Annotated in this window: 23 protein-coding genes; 13 read left to right on the plus strand and 10 right to left on the minus strand. The window is 75.8% G+C overall.

All coding sequences use genetic code 11. The features are described 5' to 3' along the window. From OMK64_RS06760 to OMK64_RS06770, 3 genes are all read left to right on the plus strand, one after another. The coding region (locus OMK64_RS06760; protein WP_272727318.1) for a hypothetical protein at positions 1-860 on the plus strand (860 nt) is incomplete at its 5' end. A gap of 11 nt (positions 861-871) precedes the next feature. Next, positions 872-1,624: a 4-hydroxy-tetrahydrodipicolinate reductase gene (dapB, locus tag OMK64_RS06765; RefSeq protein ID WP_272727319.1), complete on the plus strand. Its 753-nt coding sequence runs from the start codon at positions 872-874 to the stop codon at positions 1,622-1,624. 53 nt (positions 1,625-1,677) lie between these two features. Then, entirely contained in the window at positions 1,678-2,091 is a 414-nt protein-coding gene (locus tag OMK64_RS06770; RefSeq protein WP_272727401.1) for a hypothetical protein, read from the plus strand. Between the two features lie 21 nt (positions 2,092-2,112). Here OMK64_RS06770 and OMK64_RS06775 read toward each other — a convergent pair whose 3' ends face one another. The 4 genes from OMK64_RS06775 to OMK64_RS06790 form a co-directional block, all read right to left on the minus strand. Continuing rightward, positions 2,113-2,664 carry a GNAT family N-acetyltransferase gene (locus tag OMK64_RS06775; RefSeq protein ID WP_272727320.1) on the minus strand — a complete coding sequence of 184 codons (552 nt, stop codon included), beginning with the start codon at positions 2,662-2,664 and terminating at the stop codon, positions 2,113-2,115. A gap of 170 nt (positions 2,665-2,834) precedes the next feature. Continuing rightward, complete coding sequence (locus tag OMK64_RS06780) at positions 2,835-3,155, minus strand: AzlD domain-containing protein (protein ID WP_272727321.1); 321 nt, start codon at positions 3,153-3,155, stop codon at positions 2,835-2,837. Further along, on the minus strand, positions 3,152-3,874 hold the full coding sequence (locus OMK64_RS06785; RefSeq protein ID WP_272727322.1) for an AzlC family ABC transporter permease: 723 nt from the start codon (positions 3,872-3,874) through the stop codon (positions 3,152-3,154). Before OMK64_RS06785 ends, OMK64_RS06780 begins: the two co-directional genes overlap by 4 nt. Before the next feature lie 47 nt (positions 3,875-3,921). Beyond that, positions 3,922-5,400 carry an NAD-dependent succinate-semialdehyde dehydrogenase gene (locus OMK64_RS06790; RefSeq protein WP_272727323.1) on the minus strand — a complete coding sequence of 493 codons (1,479 nt, stop codon included), beginning with the start codon at positions 5,398-5,400 and terminating at the stop codon, positions 3,922-3,924. Between the two features lie 138 nt (positions 5,401-5,538). Between OMK64_RS06790 and OMK64_RS06795 the strand changes: the two genes are divergently transcribed. From OMK64_RS06795 to OMK64_RS06805, 3 genes are read left to right on the plus strand one after another with little or no spacing between them, the layout of a single operon-like run. Then, a complete protein-coding gene (locus OMK64_RS06795) occupies positions 5,539-6,045 on the plus strand; it encodes a dihydrofolate reductase (protein WP_276595682.1) in 507 nt (168 codons plus the stop codon). A gap of 60 nt (positions 6,046-6,105) precedes the next feature. Further along, the gene (gene dapA, locus OMK64_RS06800; RefSeq protein ID WP_272727325.1) at positions 6,106-7,023 is read left to right on the plus strand and encodes a 4-hydroxy-tetrahydrodipicolinate synthase; all 918 of its coding nucleotides are present in this window, start codon (positions 6,106-6,108) and stop codon (positions 7,021-7,023) included. A gap of 15 nt (positions 7,024-7,038) precedes the next feature. Beyond that, on the plus strand, positions 7,039-8,724 hold the full coding sequence (locus tag OMK64_RS06805; RefSeq protein ID WP_272727326.1) for a ribonuclease J: 1,686 nt from the start codon (positions 7,039-7,041) through the stop codon (positions 8,722-8,724). Here the strand turns inward: OMK64_RS06805 and OMK64_RS06810 are convergent. Beyond that, positions 8,699-9,646: a DMT family transporter gene (locus OMK64_RS06810; RefSeq protein WP_272727327.1), complete on the minus strand. Its 948-nt coding sequence runs from the start codon at positions 9,644-9,646 to the stop codon at positions 8,699-8,701. The two genes, OMK64_RS06805 and OMK64_RS06810, sit on opposite strands and share 26 nt — an antisense overlap. Before the next feature lie 70 nt (positions 9,647-9,716). Next, a complete protein-coding gene (locus OMK64_RS06815; protein ID WP_272727328.1) occupies positions 9,717-10,661 on the minus strand; it encodes a GlxA family transcriptional regulator in 945 nt (314 codons plus the stop codon). Positions 10,662-10,746: 85 nt separating this feature from the next. Between OMK64_RS06815 and OMK64_RS06820 the strand changes: the two genes are divergently transcribed. Further along, the gene (locus OMK64_RS06820; RefSeq protein WP_272727329.1) at positions 10,747-11,601 is read left to right on the plus strand and encodes an MBL fold metallo-hydrolase; all 855 of its coding nucleotides are present in this window, start codon (positions 10,747-10,749) and stop codon (positions 11,599-11,601) included. Between the two features lie 5 nt (positions 11,602-11,606). Here the strand turns inward: OMK64_RS06820 and OMK64_RS06825 are convergent, their stop codons facing one another. Then, positions 11,607-12,743, minus strand: coding sequence for a DNA glycosylase AlkZ-like family protein (locus tag OMK64_RS06825; RefSeq protein WP_272727330.1), 1,137 nt, complete (start codon positions 12,741-12,743; stop codon positions 11,607-11,609). A gap of 77 nt (positions 12,744-12,820) precedes the next feature. Continuing rightward, complete coding sequence (locus OMK64_RS06830; protein WP_272727331.1) at positions 12,821-13,420, minus strand: TetR/AcrR family transcriptional regulator; 600 nt, start codon at positions 13,418-13,420, stop codon at positions 12,821-12,823. Positions 13,421-13,508: 88 nt separating this feature from the next. Between OMK64_RS06830 and OMK64_RS06835 the strand changes: the two genes are divergently transcribed. The 3 genes from OMK64_RS06835 (at position 13,509) to OMK64_RS06845 (ending at position 18,894) form a co-directional block, all read left to right on the plus strand. Further along, entirely contained in the window at positions 13,509-13,919 is a 411-nt protein-coding gene (locus OMK64_RS06835) for a hypothetical protein (RefSeq protein ID WP_272727332.1), read from the plus strand. Between the two features lie 131 nt (positions 13,920-14,050). Next, entirely contained in the window at positions 14,051-16,696 is a 2,646-nt protein-coding gene (locus OMK64_RS06840; protein WP_272727333.1) for a DNA translocase FtsK, read from the plus strand. An 8-nt stretch (positions 16,697-16,704) separates the two neighbouring features. Next, positions 16,705-18,894 carry an EAL domain-containing protein gene (locus OMK64_RS06845; protein ID WP_272727334.1) on the plus strand — a complete coding sequence of 730 codons (2,190 nt, stop codon included), beginning with the start codon at positions 16,705-16,707 and terminating at the stop codon, positions 18,892-18,894. A gap of 4 nt (positions 18,895-18,898) precedes the next feature. Here OMK64_RS06845 and OMK64_RS06850 read toward each other — a convergent pair whose 3' ends face one another. Next, a complete protein-coding gene (locus tag OMK64_RS06850) occupies positions 18,899-20,248 on the minus strand; it encodes a CapA family protein (protein WP_272727335.1) in 1,350 nt (449 codons plus the stop codon). Positions 20,249-20,343: 95 nt separating this feature from the next. On the opposite strand from OMK64_RS06850, the gene pgsA reads away from it, so the two are divergent. The 3 genes from pgsA to OMK64_RS06865 all read left to right on the plus strand — a co-directional run bounded on the left by pgsA (position 20,344) and on the right by OMK64_RS06865 (position 22,055). Then, the gene (gene pgsA, locus OMK64_RS06855) at positions 20,344-20,937 is read left to right on the plus strand and encodes a CDP-diacylglycerol--glycerol-3-phosphate 3-phosphatidyltransferase (protein ID WP_272727336.1); all 594 of its coding nucleotides are present in this window, start codon (positions 20,344-20,346) and stop codon (positions 20,935-20,937) included. 51 nt (positions 20,938-20,988) lie between these two features. Continuing rightward, the gene (locus tag OMK64_RS06860) at positions 20,989-21,549 is read left to right on the plus strand and encodes a CinA family protein (protein ID WP_374694069.1); all 561 of its coding nucleotides are present in this window, start codon (positions 20,989-20,991) and stop codon (positions 21,547-21,549) included. A 164-nt stretch (positions 21,550-21,713) separates the two neighbouring features. Continuing rightward, entirely contained in the window at positions 21,714-22,055 is a 342-nt protein-coding gene (locus tag OMK64_RS06865) for a helix-turn-helix domain-containing protein (RefSeq protein ID WP_124344347.1), read from the plus strand. Between the two features lie 169 nt (positions 22,056-22,224). Here OMK64_RS06865 and OMK64_RS06870 read toward each other — a convergent pair whose 3' ends face one another. After that, positions 22,225-22,992 carry an Fpg/Nei family DNA glycosylase gene (locus tag OMK64_RS06870; RefSeq protein ID WP_272727337.1) on the minus strand — a complete coding sequence of 256 codons (768 nt, stop codon included), beginning with the start codon at positions 22,990-22,992 and terminating at the stop codon, positions 22,225-22,227. Positions 22,993-23,103 lie beyond the last annotated feature (111 nt).

Below are 23,103 nucleotides of genomic sequence, written 5' to 3' on the forward strand. Positions count from 1 at the left end.
CCACCGGGCGGGGTGTCGGCGCGCGATCATGGGGTATGGCCGTCGAGTACCGCAGATTCGCCCCGCCCGCGGCGGCGCGCGACCTCGTCGAGCACCTGTGGGTCGTGCGCCAGCCGGCGGGTGTCGTCACGCGCGAGGTGCTGCTGCCCGACGGCCACGGCCTCGCGCTCGTGACGCTCGGCGCGCGCGGGTCGCACGTCGACGCGCTCACCCGGCGCCGGACCGCCGACGGCCCGGGCGTCCGGGGGCCGTCGAGCCGCCCCGTCGTCCGTGAGCAGCCGGGACCGTCGGTCCGGCTCGGCGCCCAGCTCGGGCCGCTCGCGCTCGCGCGGCTGCGCGTGCACGTCGCGCCCGACGAGGTCGTCCCGCTCGACCGCGCCTTCGCGACGGCCGACGTCGCGGCCTGCCAGGCGGCGCTCGAGGCGGGTGACGACGCGCGCGCTGTCGAGCTGCTCGGCGCCGCGCTGGCCGGGGCGCTCGCGGCGACCGAGGAGCCCGCGGAGCTGACGCTGCTCGAGCCCGCGGTGCACGAGGCGCTCGCGTCGCGGGGTCTCGTCACCGTCGCCGACCTCGCACGGGCGGCGGAGCTGCCGGTCGGCACGCTGCACCGGTGGTCGGTCGAGCACCTCGGGCTCACGCCCGACGCGCTGCTCGCCGCGGTGCGGTTCTCCGCGTTCGTGCGCGACGCCGTCGGTCCCGGCCCGGTCCGCCCCGAGGACGCGCTCGGCGCGATCCGCTGGTACGTGCAGGCGGGCTACCCGCCGCGCGAGGTCGAGCGGTTCACCGGCTCGACGCCGCTCGAGCTGCGGCGCATCGAGCAGGGGATCGCGGCGGCGCTGGGGGCACCGGTCGCCGGATAGGGTTTCACCCCGTGAGCGAACCGATCAGGGTGGCCGTCCTGGGCGCGGCCGGACGCATGGGCTCGACCGTCGTCCGGGCCGTCGACGACGCGCCCGACCTCGAGCTGGCCGTCGCGCTCGACGCGGGCGGCGACCTGTCCGCGGTCGTCGACGCGGGCGCCCAGGTGGCCGTCGACTTCACCGTCCCGTCCGTGACCGAGGGGAACGTGCACGCGCTCGTCGACGCGGGCGTGCACGCCGTCGTCGGCACGACCGGCTGGGACGAGGCGTCGCTCGCACGGGTCCGCGACCACCTGGCCGACCGCCCGGGCGTCGGCGTGCTCGTCGCCCCGAACTTCGCGCTCGGCGCGGTGCTGGCCATGGCGTTCGCCGCGCGCGCCGCGCGCTGGTTCGAGTCCGCCGAGGTCGTCGAGCTGCACCACCCCGACAAGGTCGACGCACCGTCCGGCACCGCACGCCACACGGCCGCCGCGATCGCCGCGGCGCGCGCCGCCGCGGGACTAGGCCCGATGCCCGACGCGACCGCGCAGACGCTCGACGGTGCGCGCGGTGCCGACGTCGACGGCGTGCGCGTGCACGCGGTCCGGCTGCGCGGCCTCGTCGCGCACGAGGAGATCCTGCTGGGCAACGCGGGCGAGCAGCTGACGATCCGGCACGACTCGTTCGACCGCGTGAGCTTCATGCCCGGCGTGCTGCTCGGCGTCCGGCAGGTCGGCCGCCGGCCGGGGCTCACCGTCGGCCTCGAGCACCTGCTCGACCTCTGACCGTGGCCGAGCCCTCCCGCCGCCGGCGCACCGGGATCGCGGCCGCGGTCGCGATGACCGGGCTGCTCGCCCTCTACGTCTGGCTCGTCGCCGTGCGGGCGACCGCGCTCGTGACGAGCGGCGAACCCGTGGGGGTGGTGCTCGGGATCGCGTTCTGGGTGCTGCCGCTGCTCGTGATCGGCCTCGTCGCGCGCGAGTGGCGGCTCGCCGTCGACGTGCAGCGCATGGCCGACGAGCTCGCCGACGCCGACGAGCTGCCCGTCGACACGCTCCCGCGCTCGCCCGGCGGGCGGATCGACCGCGCCGCCGCGCGCGAGGCCTTCGAGGACGCACGTGCCGTCGTCGACGCCGCGCCGGAGGACTGGCGCTCGTGGTACCACCTCGCGTTCGCCTACGACGCGGCGGGGGACCGGCGGCGTGCGCGCGAGTCGCTGCGGACCGCGAGCCGGCTGCACCGCGCGGCCTGACGAGTCGTCGTCGGCCGCCGGTCAGATCGAGGCGGACCAGCGGCGCTCGACGACGATGCGCTCGGCCCCCTGCTCGTCGCGCGCGGGCGCGAGCTCACGCACCGCACCGTCCGCGCCGAGCCCGCACGACGCGAGGAACTGCTCGCGCGCGGTGTCGCCGTCGAGCACCCACGTGAGGACCTGGTCGGCGCCGTCCGCACGGAGCAGGTCGACGGCCGCGGCGAGCAGCCGCGACCCGTGCCCCTGCCGCTGCCGCAGCGGGTCGACCTCGAGCGCGAGCACGACGCCACCGGGCGCGGCGGTCGGGTCGTCGGCGGGCGCCGGCACCGGGGCGACGGAGGCGACGCCGACGACGGCGGGCCCGTCGCACGCCACCAGGACGTGGAAGCCGGTCGACGGCGGCGACGTGATCGCCGTCGACCAGCGGTCCCGCACGGCGCCCTCGTCGACGAGCGCGAGCGCGGCGCTGCCGAGGGTCTCGGCGTGAGCGAGCCGCCACGCCGCGACCTGCACGCGGGCGATGCGGCTCTCGTCGCCGGGGACGGCCGGCCGGACGGAGACGTCGGCGTTCACGCCGCACCTCCCGTAGCCGCCGGCACGCGCCGGGCGGTCGCGGCGGTCCGCGAGGTCGGGGCGCCGCACGGGCACGACCGGTGGTGCTGCACGGGTCCTCCGGGAGATCGGGCCGCCGGTGCGTGGCGACCGGCGGGGTCGGGCGAGGCTATCAACCGGGCGGGCCGGCCTCAGGGCATGCCGAGCGCGCGCAGGACCGCAGCGGTGACCGCGGCGAGCACGACGACCACGATGAACGGTGCACGCAGGGCGAGCGCGACCGCCGCGACGGCCAGCGCGGGGAGCCGCGCGTCGAGGACGATCGCGCGGCCCGTGGTGGCGGCCTGGACCGCGACGAGCGCGGACAGCAGCGCGACGGTGACGAGCGCGGCGGCACGGGCGACGCGCGGCTCGGCCAGCCAGTGCTCGGGCACGAGATGGCCGACGAGCTTGATGCCGAGGCAGACGAGACCCGCGGCGACGATCGCGACCCACAGCACGACGTCGCTCACGAGGCGGCTCCCTCGCGCGCGGGCGGGGCGTCCATGGGGTCGGGGGGCGCCGCGACGACGCCCACGACGATCGCGACCGCGGCCGCGAGCAGGACGGGCACCCCGGCCGGCACGAACGGCGTCGCGGCGAGCGCGACGAGGACCGCACCGACCGCGACGAGTCGCGCGAGGTGCGCCGACGGCCCGGTCAGGCGCGGCCAGACGAGCGCGAGGAACGCGGCGGCCGCGGCGGCGTCCAGCCCGTACCTCCGCGGGTCGCCGAGCGCGTCACCGAGCACGGCACCGACGAGCGTGAACGCGTTCCACAGGACGAACACGCCGACGCCCGTCCACCAGAACCCGGCGCGGGCCGCGGCCCGGCCGCGCTGCGCCGTGCCCACCGCCGTCGACTCGTCGATCGTGAGGTGCGCGGCGAGCAGGCGGCGCCAGCCGTGCACGCCGAGCAACGGTGCGACCTGCGGACCGTAGAGCCCGTTGCGCACGCCCAGCAGCCCTGCGGTCGCGATCGCGGCGCCCGCCGCGCCGCCCGCGCCGACGACGCCGATGAACGCGAACTGCGAGCCGCCGGAGAACATGAGGATGCTGAGGGCGGCCGTCTGAGGGAGGTTCAGCCCGGCCGCGACCGCGAGCGCGCCGAAGGACACGCCGTACAGGCCCGTCGCGACCGACACCGACACCGCCTGGCGGACGGCCGTCCGCGTCTCGTCGTCCCGTGCCACGCGCGCCACTGTCGCACACCGCGGGGTGCGGTCCGCGACGTGAGACGTCAGAGCGCCACGTACACCGGCTCGAGGTACTCCTCGAGGCCCGCCTCGCCGCCCTCGCGTCCCAGCCCCGACGACTTCACGCCGCCGAACGGGGCGCTCGCGTCCGAGACCATGCCGCGGTTCACGCCGAGCATCCCGGTCTCGAGGGCCTCCGCGAGCCGCATGACGCGTCCGACGTCGCGCGTGTACGCGTACGCGACCAGCCCGAACGGCGTGCCGTTGGCGAGCCGGACGCCGTCCTCCTCGGATCCGAACGTCACGACGGGTGCGACCGGGCCGAAGATCTCCTCGCGGACCAGCCGCGCGTCGGGGTCGACCCGGTCGACGACCGTCGGGGCGTAGAAGTACCCGGGCCGGTCCGGCCGCTCACCGCCGACGTGCACGCGCGCCCCGCCGTCGACGGCCTCGGCGACGACCTCCTCGACGCGGTCGACGGCCGACGCCTCGATGAGCGGCCCGACGGTCGTGCCGGGGTCGGCGCCGTGCCCGACGACGAGGTCGCCGAACGCGGCCGTCAGCCGTCGCGTGAACTCCTCCGCGACGCCCTCCTGCACGAGGAAGCGGTTGGCCGCGACGCACGTCTGCCCCGCGTTGCGCATCTTCGCCTGCACGGCACCCTCGACCGCCGCGTCCAGGTCGGCGTCGTCGAACACGAGGAACGGCGCGTTCCCCCCGAGCTCCATCGACGTGCGCAGGATGCGGTCCGCGGACGCCTTGAGCAGCGTCGCGCCGACCTCGGTCGAGCCGGTGAACGACAGCTTGCGCAGCCGCGGGTCGGCGAGCAGCGGGCCCGACACGGTCCGCGCGGACGAGGTGGGCACGACGTTGAGGACGCCCGTGGGCAGGTCGCGGGCGTCGAGCTCCTCCCGGACGATCTCCGCGACGAACGCCGTCGTCAGCGGCGTGAGCTGCGCGGGCTTCACGACGGCGGTGCAGCCCGCGGCGAGGGCGGGCGCGACCTTGCGCGCGATCATCGCGATCGGGAAGTTCCACGGCGCGATGAGCAGCGCGGGCCCGACGGGACGCCGCAGCACGAGCTGGTGGTGCGTGCCTGCGGGCGCACGCCGCGCGAGGCCGTCGACGCGCACCGCCTGCTCGGAGTACCACCGCACGTACTCCGCCGCGTACGCGACCTCCGCCCGCGACTCCGCGAGCGGCTTGCCGCCCTCCGCGGTGACGAGCGCCGCGACGTCCTCGGTCCGGCGCGTGAGGGTGTCGAAGACCGCGCGCAGCACGTCCGAGCGCACGCGCGGCGGTGCGGCGCGCCACTCCTCGAAGCAGTCGTCGGCGGCCGTGAGCGCGTCGAGCGCGTCCTGCTCGTCGCCGTCCGCCACGTCGAACAGCACCTCGGTCGTGGCGGGGTCGGCGACCTCGAACGTGCGCCCGGAGTGCGCGGGCCGCCAGGCGCCGCCGACGAGGACGCCCGTGGGGACGTGCGCGGCGACCGTGGGGGGCAGGTGGGAGGACGTCGTCGTCATCGGTCCAGTGTCGCCCGACGGCTGCGGGGGCACACCAGGAACGTGACGTCGGCCCTCGGGCGACCGACCGTCCGGTCGGCCCGTCGACCGGTCGGGAGGACGGGCACGGCCCGAACGGGTCGGTCGCACCGACCTAGCATGGCGGCCGTGAGCCTGAACCTGGTGTGGGCGCAGACCCCCGCGGGCGTCATCGGCGCGGACGGGCGCATCCCGTGGCACGTGCCCGAGGACCAGGCGCGGTTCCGCCGGCTCACGACCGGGCACGCGGTCGTCATGGGCCGCGCGACGTGGCAGTCGCTGCCCCCGCACGTCCGCCCGCTGCCCGGTCGCAGGAACGTCGTCCTGTCGCGGGACCCGGCGTTCACGGCGCCCGGGGCCGAGGTCGCGCGCTCGTTCGCGGACGCGCTCGCGCTCGTCGGCGACGCCGAGGCGTGGGTGATCGGTGGGCGCGCGGTGCTCGACGCCGCGGTGCCCGTCGCCGACCGTGCGGAGGTCACGCTCGTCGACCTCGACGTCCCCGGGGACGCGTACGCGCCGCGGCTCGACCCGGGGGAGTGGCGCGAGCAGGACCCCGAGGACACCACCGGAGACTGGCAGACGTCGGGCGTCGTCCGGTTCCGCTACCGCACGTGGGTGCGCCGCTGAGGGACGTCCGGGGCATGGTCCGGGCACCTGTGCAGGTCCGCCGGGCGGTACCGTGAGCGCATGACCCGCGCCGCCACGCCCGCCCGTCCGTTCGGGGCCGTGCTCACCGCGATGGTGACGCCGATGACCCCCGACGGTGCCGTCGACCTCGGTGCGGCGGTCACCCTCGCGAAGCGTCTGGTCGAGCAGGGCAACGACGGCCTCGTGCTCAACGGCACGACGGGCGAGGCACCGACCACGCACGCCCCCGAGAAGGCCGAGCTCGTGCAGGCCGTCGTCGAGGCCGTCGGCGAGGACGCGTTCGTGCTCGCGGGCGCGGGGTCCAACGACACCGCGCACGCCGTCCGGATGGCCGAGCAGGCCGCGGAGGCGGGCGCCCACGGGCTCCTCGTCGTCTCCCCGTACTACTCGCGCCCGTCGCAGGCCGGCCTCGTCGCGCACGTCACGGCGATCGTCGACGCCACCGACGTGCCCGTCATGCTCTACGACGTCCCCGGCCGCACCGGCGTGCGCTTCGCACCCGAGAGCATCGCCACCCTCGCCGCGCACGACCGCGTCGTCGCGATGAAGGACGCGTCCGGCGACGCGTTCACCGCCACGAAGGTGATCGAGCGCACCGGCCTCGCCTGGTACTCGGGCGACGACGGCGCGCTCCTCACGCTCCTCGCGGCGGGTGCCGTCGGCATCGTCAGCGTCTCCGGCCACGTCGCCGGGCCCCAGCTCGCGGCGGTCGTGCGCGCCTGGGACGCCGGCGACCACGCCGAGGCGCTGCGCCAGTTCCGTGCCGTGGTGCCCGCGATCGACGCCCTCAACGGCGCCGGCTTCCAGGGTGTCGCCGCCAAGGCCGCGTGCGAGATCCTCGGCCTCATCCCCACCCGCGCCACGCGGCTGCCGCTCGTGCCCGCGACCGACGACGAGGTCGACGCGATCCGGGACGGCCTGCGCGCCGCCGGGCTGCTCGACGTCGCGCTCCGCTGACCCAGGAGAGATTCTTTGAGCCACCCCCACCCCGAGCTCACCCTGCCCCCGGCGCTGCCCGACGGCGCGCTGCGCGTCGTCGCCCTTGGCGGGCTCGGCGAGGTCGGACGCAACATGGCCGTCCTCGAGTACGCCGGCCGGCTGCTCGTCATCGACTGCGGCGTCCTGTTCCCCGAGGACCACCAGCCCGGCGTCGACCTGATCCTCCCGGACTTCGACTACATCCGGGACCGGCTCGACGACATCGAGGCGATCGTCCTCACGCACGGCCACGAGGACCACATCGGCGCCGTCCCGTACCTGCTGCGGCTGCGTCGTGACATCCCGCTCCTCGGCTCCCAGCTGACCCTCGCGTTCGTCGAGGCGAAGCTCAAGGAGCACCGCATCCAGCCGTTCACGCTCGCGGTGCGCGAGGGCCAGACGGAGACGCTCGGCGTGTTCGAGTGCGAGTTCGTCGCGGTGAACCACTCGATCCCCGACGCGCTCGCTGTCGCCGTCCGCACCGGTGCCGGCACCGTGCTGCACACCGGCGACTTCAAGATGGACCAGCTCCCGCTCGACGGTCGCATCACCGACCTGCGCGCGTTCGCGCGGCTCGGCGAGCAGGGCGTGGACCTGTTCATGGTCGACTCGACCAACGCAGAGGTGCCCGGGTTCGTCGCGCAGGAGCGCGGCATCGGCCCGGTGCTCGACTCGGTGTTCGCCGACTCGACGAAGCGCATCATCGTCGCGTCGTTCGCGTCGCACGTGCACCGCGTCCAGCAGGTCCTCGACGCCGCCGTCGCGCACGGCCGGCGCGTCGCGCTCGTGGGCCGCTCGATGGTCCGCAACATGGCCATCGCGTCCGAGCTGGGCTACCTCACCGTCCCCGACGGCGTGCTGATCGACCTCAAGGCGGTCGACGACCTCCCGGACGACGAGGTCGTGCTCATGTGCACGGGCTCGCAGGGCGAGCCGATGGCGGCGCTGTCGCGCATCGCGAACAACGACCACAAGGTGTCCGTCGGCCCCGGCGACACGGTCATCCTCGCGTCGTCGCTCATCCCGGGGAACGAGAACGCGGTGTTCCGCGTCATCAACGGGCTGACCCGTCTCGGCGCGCGCGTCGTGCACTCGGGCAACGCGAAGGTGCACGTGTCGGGCCACGCGAGCGCCGGCGAGCTCCTGTACTGCTACAACATCCTCCGCCCGCGCAACGTCATGCCCGTGCACGGCGAGGTGCGGCACCTGGTCGCGAACGCCGCGCTCGCGGTGCAGACCGGCGTGCCCGCGGACCGCGTCGTGCTCGCGGAGGACGGTGTGGTCGTCGACCTCGTCGACGGCAAGGCGTCGGTCGTGGGCGCGGTGCCGTGCGGCTACGTGTACGTCGACGGCTCCAGCGTGGGCGGGATCACCGAGGCCGAGCTCAAGGACCGTCGGATCCTGGGCGACGAGGGCTTCATCTCGATCTTCGCGGTGGTCAGCTCGGCCGACGGCAAGGTGCTCGCGGGCCCGCAGATCCACGCGCGCGGCTTCGCCGAGCAGGACGAGGTGTTCGAGGACATCCTCCCGGAGCTCACGCGTGCGCTCGAGGAGGCCGCCGCGCAGGGCGCGGTGGACACGCACCAGCTGCAGCAGGTGATGCGTCGCGTCGTCGGGCGGTGGGTGTCGAACCGGCTCCGTCGCCGGCCGATGATCATCCCGGTGGTCGTGGAGGCGTAGCCGCGCCGACGGCCACGGTGGCCTCGCCCGCGGGCACGGCCTCGGTGGCCTTCTCGTCGCCCGGTCCTCGGCCCGACGTGCGGCGCGACGCCGCCGCCGAGCCGACGAGGATGAGCGCCGTCGCCACGACGACCGCGACCGTGAGCTGCTCGTCGAGCACGAGCGCGCCCAGCAGGACCGCGACGACCGGGTTGAGGTAGGCGACGAGCGTCGAGCGGGCGGCGCCGACCTCGGCGATGAGGCGGAAGAACAGGACGAACGCGAGCGCGGTGCACACGGCACCCAGGGCGACGAGCGACAGCACGGCGGGCGTCGACGGCCACGCGTGCGGCCCGGTCAGGGCCACGACCGGCGCGTACGCGAGGGCGGAGAGCGCGAGGCACGCCGTCGTCAGCGGGATCGCCGGGACGTCGCGCAGGTGGCGGTCGGCGATCATCGGCGCGATCGCGTAGCCGAGGGCGGCGAGCAGGACCTGCGCGACGGCCCACGGGTCGTCGGCGCCCGCGCCCGGGCCGAGCAGCAGGGCCACGCCGCCGAGCGCGACGAGCAGTCCCGCCCAGCGCACGAGCGCGACGTGCTCGTGCTGGACCACGCGGGCCACCACGACCGCGGCGATCGGGACGGTCGCGATGAGCAGCCCCGTGAGCGAGCTCGACAGCGTCCGCTCGGCGTTGGACAGCAGGATCCACGGCCCGACGATCTCGAGGACCGCGAACGCGACGACGGCCCGCCAGTGGCCGCGCAGCACGCGCAGCCCGCCGCCGCGCAGCGCGAACGGCACGAGGAGCAGCGCGCCCAGACCCGTCCGGACGAAGACGACCATGGCGGGGGTGACCTCGCCGACGGCGACCTTGATCAGCAGGTAGGGGACGCCCCAGATCACGCCCATGGCGACGAGCAGGAGCCAGCCCCGGCGGCTCACGAGCGGCCTCCGGCGGGGTGCGTGGACGTCATGGCGCCACGCTAGGACCGACCACCGACAGCGGTCGTCGTCATTCCTGCCGGAAAGCGGCGCGATGCTGCCGCGGGCTCGTGCGGAACCGCCGCGCGAAGTGCGCGCGCAGCGAGGCGGCCGAGCCGAACCCGGACCGGTGCGCCACGACCTCGACGGGCTCGTCACCCTGCTCCAGCAGGGCGCGGGCGCGCGCGAGCCGCTGCTCGAGGAGCCACGCCGACGGGCTCGTGCCGGTCCGGGCGCGGAACTGGCGCGTGAACGTCCGGCGCGACACGTGCGCGTGGGCGGCCCAGGTGTCGAGGTCGAGCGGCTCGTCGAGACGCTGGGTCGCCCACGCCATGGCACGCGCGACCGCGTCGGTGCCGTCGGCCGGCGCGACCGGCACGGGGACGAACTGCGCCTGCGACCCGTCGCGGTGGGGCGCCAGCACCAGCGAGCGCGCGACCTCGGCGGCGGCGTGCGCGCCGAGGTCGGTGCGCAGCACGTGCAGGCAGCAGTCGAGCGCCGCGGCGACGCCGGCGGACGTCACGACGTCGCCGAGGTCGGACCACAGCACGTCGGACCGGACGCGCACCGAGGGGTGGCGCTGCGCGAGCGTGTCCGCGGCGTGCCAGTGCGTCGCGGCCTCGCGGCCGTCGACGAGGCCCGCGGCGGCGACGAGGAAGGCGCCGAGGCAGAGGCCGACCACGCGTGCGCCGCGTGCGTGCGCGGCTCGGACGGCGTCGAGCAGCGCCGTGGGCGGCTCCCGTGCGGTGTCCCAGCTGGGCAGCACGACGAGGTCGGCGCCGCGGAGCAGGTCCAGGCCGTGCCGGACGGCCACGTCGTACCCCGCGTCGGTGCGGAGCGGGCCGGGTGAGACCGCGCAGACCTGCACGTCGTACGCCGTGCCGCGCAGCGGACGGGCGCCGAACACCGCGTGCGGCACGGCGAGGTGGAAGGGGCTGATGCCGTCGAACGCGACGACCCCCACGAGGCGTGTCACGCGCTGAGCGTAGTGGCCCGATCTTGGCGACAGGTGTCCTGCGGGCCACTTCTCGCCGACCCGCGGTCGCGGCAGGCTCGTCGGCATGACGACCACGCACCCCGACGACCACGACGACGTCCGCTCGACCACCCACGCCGCGGAGGCTGCGCACCCGACCCCGTCCGACGGCCGCTCGACCCCGGCGGCGCGCGTGGGTGCGACGTTCGTCGGTGGCCCGACGCTCCTGCTGCGGTACGCCGGGCTCGCCCTCCTGACGGACCCCACGTTCGACGACGCGCCCGCCGAGTACCCCGGCCCCGTGACGCTGCGCAAGCTCGTCGGCCCCGCGGTCCCGCCCGACGCGCTCGGCCCCGTCGACGTCGTGCTGCTGTCGCACGACCAGCACGCGGACAACCTCGACGTGCGCGGCCGTGCGCTGCTCGCCGACGTGCCCACGGTCCTGTCGACCCCCGAGGCGGCGGGCCGGCTGCCCGGCGTGCGGGGGCTCGAGCCCTGGGAGGCCACGGTCGTCGGCGACCGCGTCGAGGTCACCGCGGTGCCCGCGGTGCACGGCCCGCACGGCGGCGAGGCGCTCAGCGGACCGGTCACGGGATTCGTGCTGCGCGCGCCCGGGGAGCCCACCGTGTACGTCTCGGGGGACAACGCGCAGGTCGACGTCGTCGCGCAGGTCGCGGAGCGGTTCCCGGACGTCGGGCTCGCCGTGCTGTTCGTCGGCGGCGCGAACGTCGGGCGGTTCGGCGCCGAGCCGGTGACGCTCGACGCGCCCCGTGCGGTCGAGGCGATGCGGCTGCTCCCCGGTGCGCGCGTCGTCCCCGTGCACCACACCGACTGGGCCCACTTCGTCGACCCGCTCGACGCGTTCCTCGACGCGGCCGCGGACACCGGCGTGGCGGACCGCGTCACGGTGCTCGAGCGGGGCGTCCCGACGCTGGTCTGACGCGGTCAGGCGCGGTCGAGGCCGCGGAACTCGGCCAGGCGTGCGTGCTCGGCGTCGACGGCGCGGTGCACGTCGCGCGACCACGGCACCCACGGGTCGAGCTCGAGGCCGAGCCGGCGGCCGCGGGCGCGCGGGCGCCACGTCCCCACGACGTCACCGTCGACGACGACCGCGCCGGGGCGGCCCAGCACGGGCCACAGAGCGCGTCGTCGGGCGGGGTCCGGGACGAGGACCTCCCGGTCGCGCGACTGCAGGAAGAGGTCGTACGGGCCGAGCAGCCGGACGACCGGCTCGTCGAAGGGGGCGGCGTCGGTCAGCGCGTCGGCGTCCTCCGCGAGGACCGACCGCGTCGCTCCCTCGACCTCGACGTCGACCGTGTCCGCCGGCCAGCGCTCCCGCACGTCGGCGACGGGTGCGTCGAGGAACACCGCGACCTGCTTGGCGTCGGCGGGACCCAGGAGGTGGAGCACGAGGCGCACCGGGTCGAGCGCGTCCGTGCGGGCCGACCGCCCGCGCTCGACGCGGCCGACGCGCGACGCGGGCCACCCGGGGATGCGCCGCAGGACGGGCGGGGACGTGCCGGGCTCGAGCTCGAGCCCGCCGTGCAGCGCCGCGAGCCGGAACGTCATCTCCCACATGTGCGTGGCACGGCACGCGCGGCACCAGCGCACGTACGGCTCGGGCAGCTCCTGCGTCATGCGCGTCGAGACGGTCCCCTTGACCATGGGCTCCGAGACGACCGTGCGCATCGTCCGTGCGGCGTGGGCGAGGCCGTCGACCGGCCGGACGCCCGCCGCGCGCAAGGGCTTGGCGGCGTCGTAGATGCGCGAGGCGGCATCCGCGTCGGAGTAGGGACGCAGCGCGGCCTGGACGTCGCGCAACCGGTCCCGCGGGTACGCGTGCGGGGCACCGCGGAGCGACCAGACGAGCGCGAGGTCGTCCTGCGGCCAGGCGCGCGCCGACACCGGCACGCCACGGACGGCGAGCGCCCACAGTGCCCCGTCGGGTCCGGTGTCCTGCACGCCGAGGTCGAGCACGGCGGCGTCGGTCACGGCGCGCGTCGGGTCGACAGGCCGGTCGAGCTGCTGGACGCGCACGCGGTGGCGCAGCACCTGGTCGCGGCTGACGGACGGGACTCCCACGCCGTCACGCTCCCACACGGGTCCGACACCGACGCGCGGACGGGTGCGGCGGGACGGGGCGGGCCGGCTGGGCCGCGTCAGGCGTCCTGCAGGATCCCGGGGCCGGCGGCGCGCAGCACCGACGCGTAGCGCGTGGCGGCGGCGTCCGTGTCACCGGGCAGCAACCCGCCGAGCTCGAGGTCGACGAGCCCGTGCACGAGCGCCCAGAGGCCCTCCGCGGCGCGCACCGCGCGCGCGTCCGCGTCGGGTGCGCCCGCGTCGTGCAGGACGGCGTGCGCGGCGTCGCGGAGGACGCGGAAGGTCGCCGCCTGCGCGACGGGTGCGGCGGCGGGGTCGTCGTCGGCGCGCGTGCCGAACATCACGCGGTAGAAGTGCGGCTCGGCGAGCGCCCAGTCCCGGTAGGCGATCCCCAGGGCGAGCAGGTCGGCCGCCGGGTCGCCGGTGCGGGGGGCCGCGTCGAGCGACGCGGCGAACCGTGCCTCGGCCTCGGCGCGGACCGCGTGCAGCAGCGGCTCACGGCCGCCGAACAGCGAGTAGACGGCCGACGCCGACGTGCCCGCCGCGCGCGCGACGTCGCGGACGGTCACGGCGTCCGGCCCGCCGTGCGAGATCGCGCGCGAGGTCTCCTCGAGAAGGCGCGCGCGCAGCGCGTCGTCGTGCACGCGGGGACGGCCCATGCCGGGAGTCTACGGCTTGACGCGCGTTCCGGAACGATGTTCCATAACAGTGTTCGTAAAAACTGCGCCGCGGTCGGAGGGTGCCATCGTGATCGAGCTCAGCGACGCCGCGCGCGTCACCGCCGGGATCGTGGCGCTCACGATCGTCGCCATCGAGTCGGGCGGCTGGTTCCTGCTCCGCGTCGGCGGAGGGGCCGTCCCGGCCACGGACTTCCAGCGGTCGTTCTTCCGGGCCGGGCACGCGCACGCGGGCGTGCTCGTCACGCTCGGGCTGGTCTGCGTGCTGCTCGGGGAGGCGACGTCGCTCGACGGGTTCTGGCGCTGGCTCGCGCAGACGGGCGTCCTCGTCGCCGCGATCCTCATGCCCGCCGGCTTCTTCCTGTCCGCCGTCGGTGCGGGACGCACGAGGCCGAGCCGGCTCGTCGTGCTCCTGCCCGCGGGCGCGACCGTGCTCGCCGCGGGTGTGGTCACGCTCGGCGTGGGCCTGCTGACGGCCTGACGTCGGGCGCCGCCCCTGGCCGTCCCGACGCGCGCGAAGGGCCCCCGCGCGCACCTGGCCGGACACCCGTCCGTGCGACACGCGGCCGTGCCACCGGGAGGCCGTCGGCACCGCCCACTAGCGTGAGGACCATGGCGACCCGTACCCCCTCGTCCCGGACGCGCTCCGGCGCGTCCGGCGGCGCCTCGCGCCAGGGCCGCCCCGCGACACCGCGCGGCGGCTCGTCGCGACCCACCGGCCGCGGGCCCGCCCCGGCACCGAAGCGGCCGGCGCTCCCGCTGCGCATGCTCCGCGGCGTCTGGATGGGGTCCGCGCACCTCGTCGGCGGCGCCGCGCGCAAGGTGGGCCACGGTGCACGCGACCTCGACCCCGCGCACCGCCGTGACGGTCTCGCGTTCACGCTGCTCGGTCTCGCGATCGTCATCGCGGCGCGCGAGTGGTGGAGCCTGTCGGGCACCGCCGGCGACGTCGTGCACGCGGTCGTGGCCGGCACGTTCGGCACGGTCGGCGTCGTCGTGCCCGTCGTGCTGCTCGGCCTGTCCGTCCGACTCATGCGCCACCCCGACCGCGTGCAGGCGAACTCGCGCATCAGCATCGGCCTCACCGCGATCACGCTCGCGGTCTGCGGGCTCGTGCACATCGGTGCCGGGCTGCCCACGACGGACGACTTCGCCGCGCTGCGCAGCGCGGGCGGCATGGTCGGGTTCCTCGTCGGGACGCCGCTCGCGAGCCTCCTGACGTCGGGCGTCGCGGTCGCGCTGCTGCTGCTGCTCGCGTTCTTCGGCGTGCTGGTCGTCACCGCGACCCCGGTGCACCAGATCGTGCCGCGCCTGCGCGACCTCTACCACCGGCTCACGGGCGGTCACCACGACGCCGACGCCGAGGAGGACGACGACGCGCCGCTCGTCATCAACGCCGGTCACACCGCGCTGCCCGAGGTCGAGCCGCCGAAGAAGAAGACGCGCCTGCTCGGTCGCCGCAAGCGCGCGGACCACGCCGACGAGGCCGACCCCGACCGGCTCGACGCGTACGTGGGCGACGAGGCGTTCGAGCGTGCCGCGGTCGTCGAGGCGCTCGCGGGCGACGCCGAGCCCGCCCCCGTCACCGAGCCCACCGCGGTCGTCCCGGCCCCGCGGCCGCCGGCCGAGCTGCGCGCGCCCGAGCCGAAGGGCGTCCCGCGCGGCGAGCAGCCGATGCTCGAGGGCGACGTGCTCTACACGCTGCCGAGCGAGGACAGCCTCGCCAAGGGTGCGCCGCACAAGGTGCGCTCCGCCGCGAACGACCGTGTCGTCGAGTCGCTCACGACGGTGCTGGACCAGTTCGAGATCGACGCCAAGGTCACCGGCTTCACGCGCGGGCCGACGGTCACCCGCTACGAGGTCGAGCTCGGGCCTGCCGTCAAGGTCGAGCGCGTCACCGCGCTGAGCAAGAACATCGCGTACGCGGTCGCCAGCGCCGACGTGCGCATCCTGTCGCCGATCCCCGGCAAGTCCGCGATCGGCATCGAGATCCCCAACACCGACCGCGAGACCGTCTCGCTCGGCGACGTGCTGCGCTCGAGCGCCGCGAAGCGGTCCGAGCACCCGATGGTCATCGGCGTGGGCAAGGACGTCGAGGGCGGGTACGTCACCGCGAACCTCGCGAAGATGCCGCACCTGCTCGTCGCGGGCGCCACCGGCGCGGGCAAGTCGAGCTTCGTCAACTCGATGATCGTCTCGATCCTCATGCGCGCCACGCCCGACGAGGTCCGCATGGTGCTCGTCGACCCCAAGCGCGTCGAGCTCACGATCTACGAGGGCATCCCGCACCTCATCACGCCCATCATCACGAACCCCAAGAAGGCCGCCGAGGCGCTCGAGTGGGTCGTGCGCGAGATGGAGGCGCGGTACGACGACCTCGCGCTGTTCGGGTTCAAGCACGTCGACGACTTCAACGTCGCCGTCCGGGCCGGCAAGGTCAAGCCGCTGCCCGGCTCCGAGCGCAAGATCGCGCCGTACCCGTACCTGCTGGTGATCGTCGACGAGCTCGCCGACCTCATGATGGTCGCGCCGCGCGACGTCGAGGCGTCGATCCAGCGCATCACGCAGCTCGCGCGCGCCGCCGGCATCCACCTCGTGCTCGCCACGCAGCGCCCGTCGGTCGACGTCGTCACCGGTCTCATCAAGGCCAACGTGCCGTCGCGGCTCGCGTTCGCCACGAGCTCGCTCACCGACTCGCGCGTCGTGCTCGACCAGCCGGGCGCCGAGAAGCTCATCGGCCAGGGCGACGCGCTGTTCCTGCCCATGGGCGCCGCCAAGCCGATGCGCACGCAGGGCGCCTGGGTGTCCGAGTCGGAGATCCACGCGGTCGTCGAGCACGTCAAGAAGCAGCTCAAGCCCGTCTACCGCGAGGACGTCGCCGTCACCGCGGCCAAGAAGCAGGTCGACGAGGACATCGGCGACGACCTCGACCTGCTGCTGCAGGCCGCCGAGCTCGTCGTGACGTCGCAGTTCGGCTCGACGTCGATGCTGCAGCGCAAGCTGCGCGTCGGGTTCGCGAAGGCCGGGCGGCTCATGGACCTGCTCGAGTCGCGCGAGATCGTCGGGCCGTCCGAGGGGTCGAAGGCGCGCGAGGTGCTCGTCCAGCCCGACGACCTGCCCGGCACGCTCGCGATGCTCCGGGGCGAGCCGGGGGCCGAGGACGACGGCGCGCTGCCCGGCGACCCGCCCGTCGCGACCGACTACTTCGACGACGCCGAGGAGGACGACGCAGGACCCTGGTCCGGCGGCGGCCGATGAACCTGTCGGTGACCGACCCGCGGAGCCTGGTCTCCACGGTCATCGCCGTCGTCGCGATCGTCGCGCTGATCGCCGTCCTCGTCCTGCTCGCGCGCCAGCGTCGGCAGGTCCGCACCGCGAACCAGCTGCTCGAGCTCTCGCGCGAGCTGCGCCAGCGCTACGACGCGCTGCAGTCGGTCACCCGGGAGGGCGTGCTCGTCCAGTCGCTCTCCGGGCACGTGCTCGACATCTCCGAGCGGGCGGCGGCGATCCTCGGCGTCGACCCCGCCGCCGCGCTCGGGCGGCCCGTGACCGACCTGCCGCTCGTCCTCGTCAACGAGCAGGGGCTCTCGATGAACCCGGCCGCGGTCCTCGGGCACCGGGGCGTGGGCGCGCTCGGAGGCGCCGAGAGCGGCCCGGAGCTGGTCGGCGTCGCACTGCCCGACAGCGCGGGCACGCACGTGCGGATGGTCCAGGTCGCGAGCCGGCTCGTGCCCGCGGGCGACGGCGAGCACCCCGCGGTCCTCACGACGCTCGTCGACGTCACCGGTCGGCGCGAGGTCGAGGCCGCGCTGTCGCGCAGCGAGACGCAGTTCCGCGTCGCGATGGAGAACGCGCCCATCGGCATGGCGCTCGTCGACCTCGACTGGTGCGTCGTCGAGGCCAACTCGGCGCTCGCCGAGCTGCTGGGGACGCGTGTCGACGCGCTGCGCGGCTACCCCATGTCGGAGCTCGGTGAGCCCGAGGGCCGCGCGGCGGAGCGCGTCGAGGTCGACAAGCTGCTCGCGGGCGGTGCGCCCCGCTTCTCGCTCGAGCAGAAGTACGTGCGCGCCGACGGGCACGCCGTCTGGGTCGTGCTCGACGCGGCGCTCGTGCGGTCCGCGAGCGGGATGCCCGACCACTTCGTCGTGCAGGTGCGCGACTCGACCGAGTCGCGGCTCCAGGCGGAGATGCTCACGCACCGGGCGATGCACGACCCGCTCACCGGGCTCGCGAACCGCACGCTCATGCAGGAGGTGCTCCAGTCCGTGCTGGAGCAGCCCGGCGTCGTCGACCGTGTCGCCGTCATCGCGTGCGACCTCGACGGCTTCAAGCAGGTCAACGACCGGTACGGGCACGCGGCCGGCGACGAGCTGCTCGTGCACGTCGCGGGCGTCCTGCGAGCCGCGACCGCCCGGCGGGGGACCGTCGCCCGGCTGGGCGGCGACGAGTTCGTCGTCGTCGTGCAGGACACCGACGGTCCGAAGGCGGTGTTCGAGATCGCCGCCGCGATCCACGCGGGGCTCGTCGAGCCCGCGCGCGTCGCCCGGCGCCGCGTGCAGGTCGCCGCGAGCATCGGCATCGCGCTCGCCGACCCCGAGACCGTCGAGGGCGGTGCGCCCGCGCTGCTCGCCGCCGCCGACGCCGCGCTCTACCGCGCCAAGGCCGCCGGGCGCGGACGGACCGAGGTGTACGACGCGTCGATGAGCGCGACCTCGACGACCGGCGTGCACCGCGAGCTCGCCGACGCCATCGCCGGGCGCGAGCTCGTCGTGCACTACCAGCCGATCGTCGACCTCGCCGACATGCGCGTCGTCGGGTACGAGGCGCTCGTGCGCTGGCAGCACCCGCACCGCGGCCTGCTGCTGCCGGGGTCGTTCCTGTCGCTCGTGCAGGAGGCCGGGCTCTCGGTGCCGCTCGCGCAGTACGTCGCGACCTCCGTGGTCGACTTCGTCGCCCGCACGCGCGACCGGACGCGGTGGGTGTCCGTCAACGTGTCGGCCGACCAGCTCGGCGACGGCGAGTTCGCGACGACGCTGCTCGGCGAGATCTCGCGCCGCCGCGTCACACCCGGGCGGATCGTCGTCGAGCTCACCGAGTCCTCGCTCGTCGCGTCGAGCACGCGCATCCGGCACGAGCTCACGCAGCTGTCCGCCGCAGGCGTGCCGATCCTGCTCGACGACTTCGGCACCGGTGTCTCCCCGCTGTCCTACCTGCGCGACCTGCCCGTCGCCGGCGTCAAGCTCGACATGTCCTTCACGTCGGGCATCCCGGACGACCCGACCGCGGGCAAGGTCGCGCGCGCGCTCGGCGCGCTCGCCCGGGAGCTCGCGATGGTGACGATCGCCGAGGGCATCGAGCACGAGGAGCAGGCGCGCTACCTGCACCGCAACGGGTGGCGGTACGGGCAGGGGTGGCTCTTCGGCGGTGCGCAGCCCGCCGAGGCGACACGGACCTGAGTGGTCAGCCGCCGGTGCGCGGCACCACGACCGCGGCGGGTCCGGTCGAGGTGACCGGCGTCGTCCGCTCGGGCGCCTGCGGACCTGCGGCCGCCCGCACGCGCGCGGTGCGCTCGGCGACCTGCGCGGGGGACAGCGTCCCGGTGCCCTGCGGGACGTCGACGAGCGCGTGGACCCGGTGCCCGCCCCTGCGGTCGACCGTGACGGGGGTCCACTCGACGCCCGTGACCTCGACGGGCCCGGCGGCGACGCCGCGCGCGGGGTCCGCTCCGGTCGCCCGCAGGTGCGCGGTGAGCAGCAGGCCCGAGCTCGTCCCGGGCGCGCAGCACGCCTCGTCCTGGTTCGACAGGTAGTTGCCGAGGCCGTAGGCGACCCACATGCCCGCCCCGCGCGGACCGCCCGCGAGGCGCTCGACCGGCTGCGGCACGTGCGCGTGGTGCCCGATGACGAGGTCGACGACGCCCGAGTCGGCGAGCTCCTGGTCGATCGCGACCTGCTCGGCGGTCGGCTCGGTCCGGTACTCGACGCAGCAGTGGACGCTCGCGACGACGACGTCGGCCCCGGCGGCGCGCGCCGCGGTCGCGGCGGCGACGAGCGCGGGCACGTCGATCCGGTCGACCGACCAGGGCTTGTCCGCGTCGACCGGCATGCCGTTCGTGCCGTAGGTCGCGGCGAGGTTCGCGACGGTGACCGTGCGCCCGGCCCGCTCGAGCCGGTAGAGCTGCGGCTGCGCCTGCTCGGCCGCCGTGCGGGCGGTGCCGACGTGGCCGAGCCCCGCCGCGTCGAGCGCGTCGAGCGTGGCGGTCACCCCGGTGAAGCCGCGGTCGACGGCGTGGTTGGACGCGGTCGAGCAGCCGTCCCAGCCCTGCCCGCGCAGCGCCTGCGCGACCGACGCGGGGGAGCCGAACGTCGGGTAGCCGCTGGGGCGCGTCCCGGCCGGCGCCACCGGGACCTCGAGGTGGCACAGCGCGAGATCGGCGGGCTGGACCCACCGGTCGAGCTCGGCCAGCAGGGGCGCGAAGTCGTACCCGTCGGCGGTCCGCGCGGACGCGAGCACCGGGAGATGGGGGAGGACGTCGCCGGCGGCGACGAGGGTGAGCGCGACGTCGGGCTCTGCGGTCGGCGTCGGGACGGGCGGCGGTACGGGCGTCACGACGTCACCGGGCGACGCGCCCGCGGGTGTCGCCGTCACGCTCGGCGGCAGCTCGTGCCGCGCACCCGCGACGATCCCGCCCGCGGAGCGCGAGGACGCGACCGCCGCCGCACCCCCCACGCCGACCAGCACGCACGCGAGCGCGACCAGCGCGCCCACCGCGGGCGACCGGCGTCGTCCGGCGCGGGCGTGGCGGGTCACAGCGCGGACAGTAGCGGCGGGGCCCCGTCCGGAGGACACGCGTCACCCGGACGGTCGTGCGCGGTGCGCGTCGCAGTCCGAACTAGGCTGGGCGGGTGGTCGACGCCGTCCCCTCCGCCTGGAACCTGGCGAACGTGCTCACGGTGGCCCGCATCGTGCTCGTCCCCTTCTTCGCCTGGGCGCTCCTCGCCGACGGCGGCCACACCGTGACGGGCCGCCTGCTCGCGACGGGCATCTTCGTCGTCGCCGCCCTCACCGACCGGCTCGACGGCTGGCTCGCGCGCCGCTCGGGGAAGATCACCGACCTCGGCAAGCTGCTCGACCCGATCGCCGACAAGCTGCTCGTCGGCACCGCGCTCGTCCTGCTGTCGTGGCTCGGCGACCTGCCGTGGTGGGTCACGGTCGTGATCCTGGTCCGCGAGCTCGGCATCACGGCGATGCGCTTCTTCCTCCTGCGGTACGTCGTCCTGCCGGCGTCGCGCGGCGGCAAGCTCAAGACGGTCCTGCAGTCGGTGGCGATCGGCCTCTACCTCCTGCCGCTCGACCAGCTCCCGACGGCGGTCGAGGTGGTCGCCGCGATCACGATGGGCGCCGCGGTGCTCGTGACCGTCGCGACCGGGCTCGACTACGTGCGCACCGCCGTGCGCATCCGGCGCGCTGCCGCGGTGCCGCCCGCGGCGGGCGTGTAGGCGGCGCGGGTGACGGACCCGGAGCCTCGTGACGCGCAGGGCGGCGACGGCGTGCCCTCGGACGACGCGACGCCCCCTGCCGCCACGCCCGCCGGGTCGCGGGCGGCGGCGCTGCTCGACGCCGTCGGCGCGCGGGGGTGGACGCTCGCGGTCGCCGAGTCGCTCACGGGCGGTCTCGTGTGCGCGACGCTCGTCGAGGTGCCGGGGGCCTCGGCGGTCCTGCGGGGCGGCGTGGTCGCCTACGCGACGGACCTCAAGGGTGCGCTGCTGGGCGTCGACGCGACGCTGCTCGCCGAGCGCGGTGCGGTCGACCCGGACGTCGCGGCGGCCATGGCGACCGGGGTCCGTGCGCGGCTCGGCGCGGACGTCGGCCTCGCCACGACGGGCGTCGCCGGACCGACCCCGCAGGACGGCAAGGCGCCGGGCACGGTGCACGTCGCCGTCGCGACGCCGGCGGGCGTCACCGTGCGCTCGGTCCACCTCGACGGCGACAGGCCCGCGGTCCGGGCCGCCGCGGTCGACACCGTCGTCCGACTCGCGCTCGACGAGCTCGCCCGACACGCGTCCGGCCCGGGAACACCCGAGGCCCTCGGACCGTTGCACACCACGTGATGAGCACTCGACCCCCGGCCCGACGCACGCCCGCGCGCGCGGGAGGTGCGCGGTACGGTGGGAGTCTCCCGGCACAGACGAAGCCGGGGGCGGTGGTGACGGTCCCCCCGCGGGTACCGGCGCCGAGCGATGGGCCGGCACGCGACGCGAGAGGGGGAGCCCGGATGGTTGTGCTACGTCGAGAGATCGGCGACGTCCTGCGGGACGCTCGTCAGCGCCAGGGGCGCACCCTGCGTGAGGTGTCGTCCGCGGCCCGTGTCTCGCTGGGCTACCTCAGCGAGGTCGAGCGAGGGCAGAAGGAGGCGTCGTCGGAGCTGCTGAACAGCATCTGCGAGGCGCTGGACGTCCCGATGTCCCTCGTGCTGCGCGAGGTCAGCGACCGTGTCGCGGTGGCGGAGGGTCTGCTGATCCCCGACACCGTCCCGGCCGACCTCGCGGCGTCCGTCGGCGGCAGCGCCGACAACGGCTGGCAGCGCGGTCGAGCGGAGCTCGCCCCCATCGGGTGAGCCCTCGCCCGTCCGGGCGTCGCCAGGCTCACGGTCCGTGGACCCTGGTCCGCGGACCGTGCCATGTCTGCCGCTCCGCACCCGAGGCCGGCTCGAGGACGAGCCGCGTTGCGCCGCGCGGGTGACGCGTGCGTCCGGAGTGTGGTCACACCCGGGTGAAAACCCGCCCTCACGCCGTCGGGCGGGGGGCCTGGCACCGCGGGCAGTAGAAGACCGGCCGCTCCATCGGCGGCCGCTGCGCCGTGCCGCGCGCGATCGGGGTGCCGCACCGCACGCACGGTCGCTGCATCCGCCCGTGCACGCGCTCCTCGGGGCGGCCCGTCGCGACCGAGCGCTGCATGAGGCGGCGCGCCGTGGCGAGGACCCGCGCCGGGTCACCGACCTCGTCCGCCGGCGTCCACGGCCACGTCCGCTCCGCGAAGAGCGACTCCGCCATGAAGATCGTGCCGATGCCGGCCACGACCGTCTGGTCGAGCAGCACCTCCGCGACCGGCGTCCGTCCGCGCGCGGCCCACCGTCGCAGCGCCTCGGCCACGTCGAAGTCGTCGTCCAGCACGTCCGGGCCGAGGTGGCCGACGAGCGTGTGCTCGTCGCGCGTCGCGACGACGTCGAGCATCCCCAGCAACCGCCCGAGAGCCGTCCACCGGTCGGTCGCGAGCACCGCACGGATCTGCGGCGCGCGGGCCTGCGCCTGCGGCGTGCCCGTCGCCGCGACCCGCCACGTCCCGTCCATGCGCAGGTGCGTGTGCAGCGTACGGCCGTCGTCGAACCGGGTGAGCAGGTGCTTGCCGTACGGCGTCGTGCCGAGGACGGTCCGGCCGACGAGGTGCACCCCGGCAGCCGTCGGCCAGCGGAGCTCCGCACGCACGAGCGGCGAACCGACGAGCGCCGCGTCCAGGCGCGCGGCCGTGCGCCGCAGGACGTCACCCTCGGGCATGGGTCGCCCGTCGGCACCGCGACCGCGAGGTCCAGGCGCCCCGGTCGGGCAGCCCCGTCCGTGCGCCCGTCACGACTGTCCCCGCAGACGCAGCCCGCGCGGCCGTCACGA

The organism is Cellulomonas fimi (genome assembly GCF_028527925.1).
GTDB classification, from domain to species: domain Bacteria; phylum Actinomycetota; class Actinomycetes; order Actinomycetales; family Cellulomonadaceae; genus Cellulomonas; species Cellulomonas fimi_C.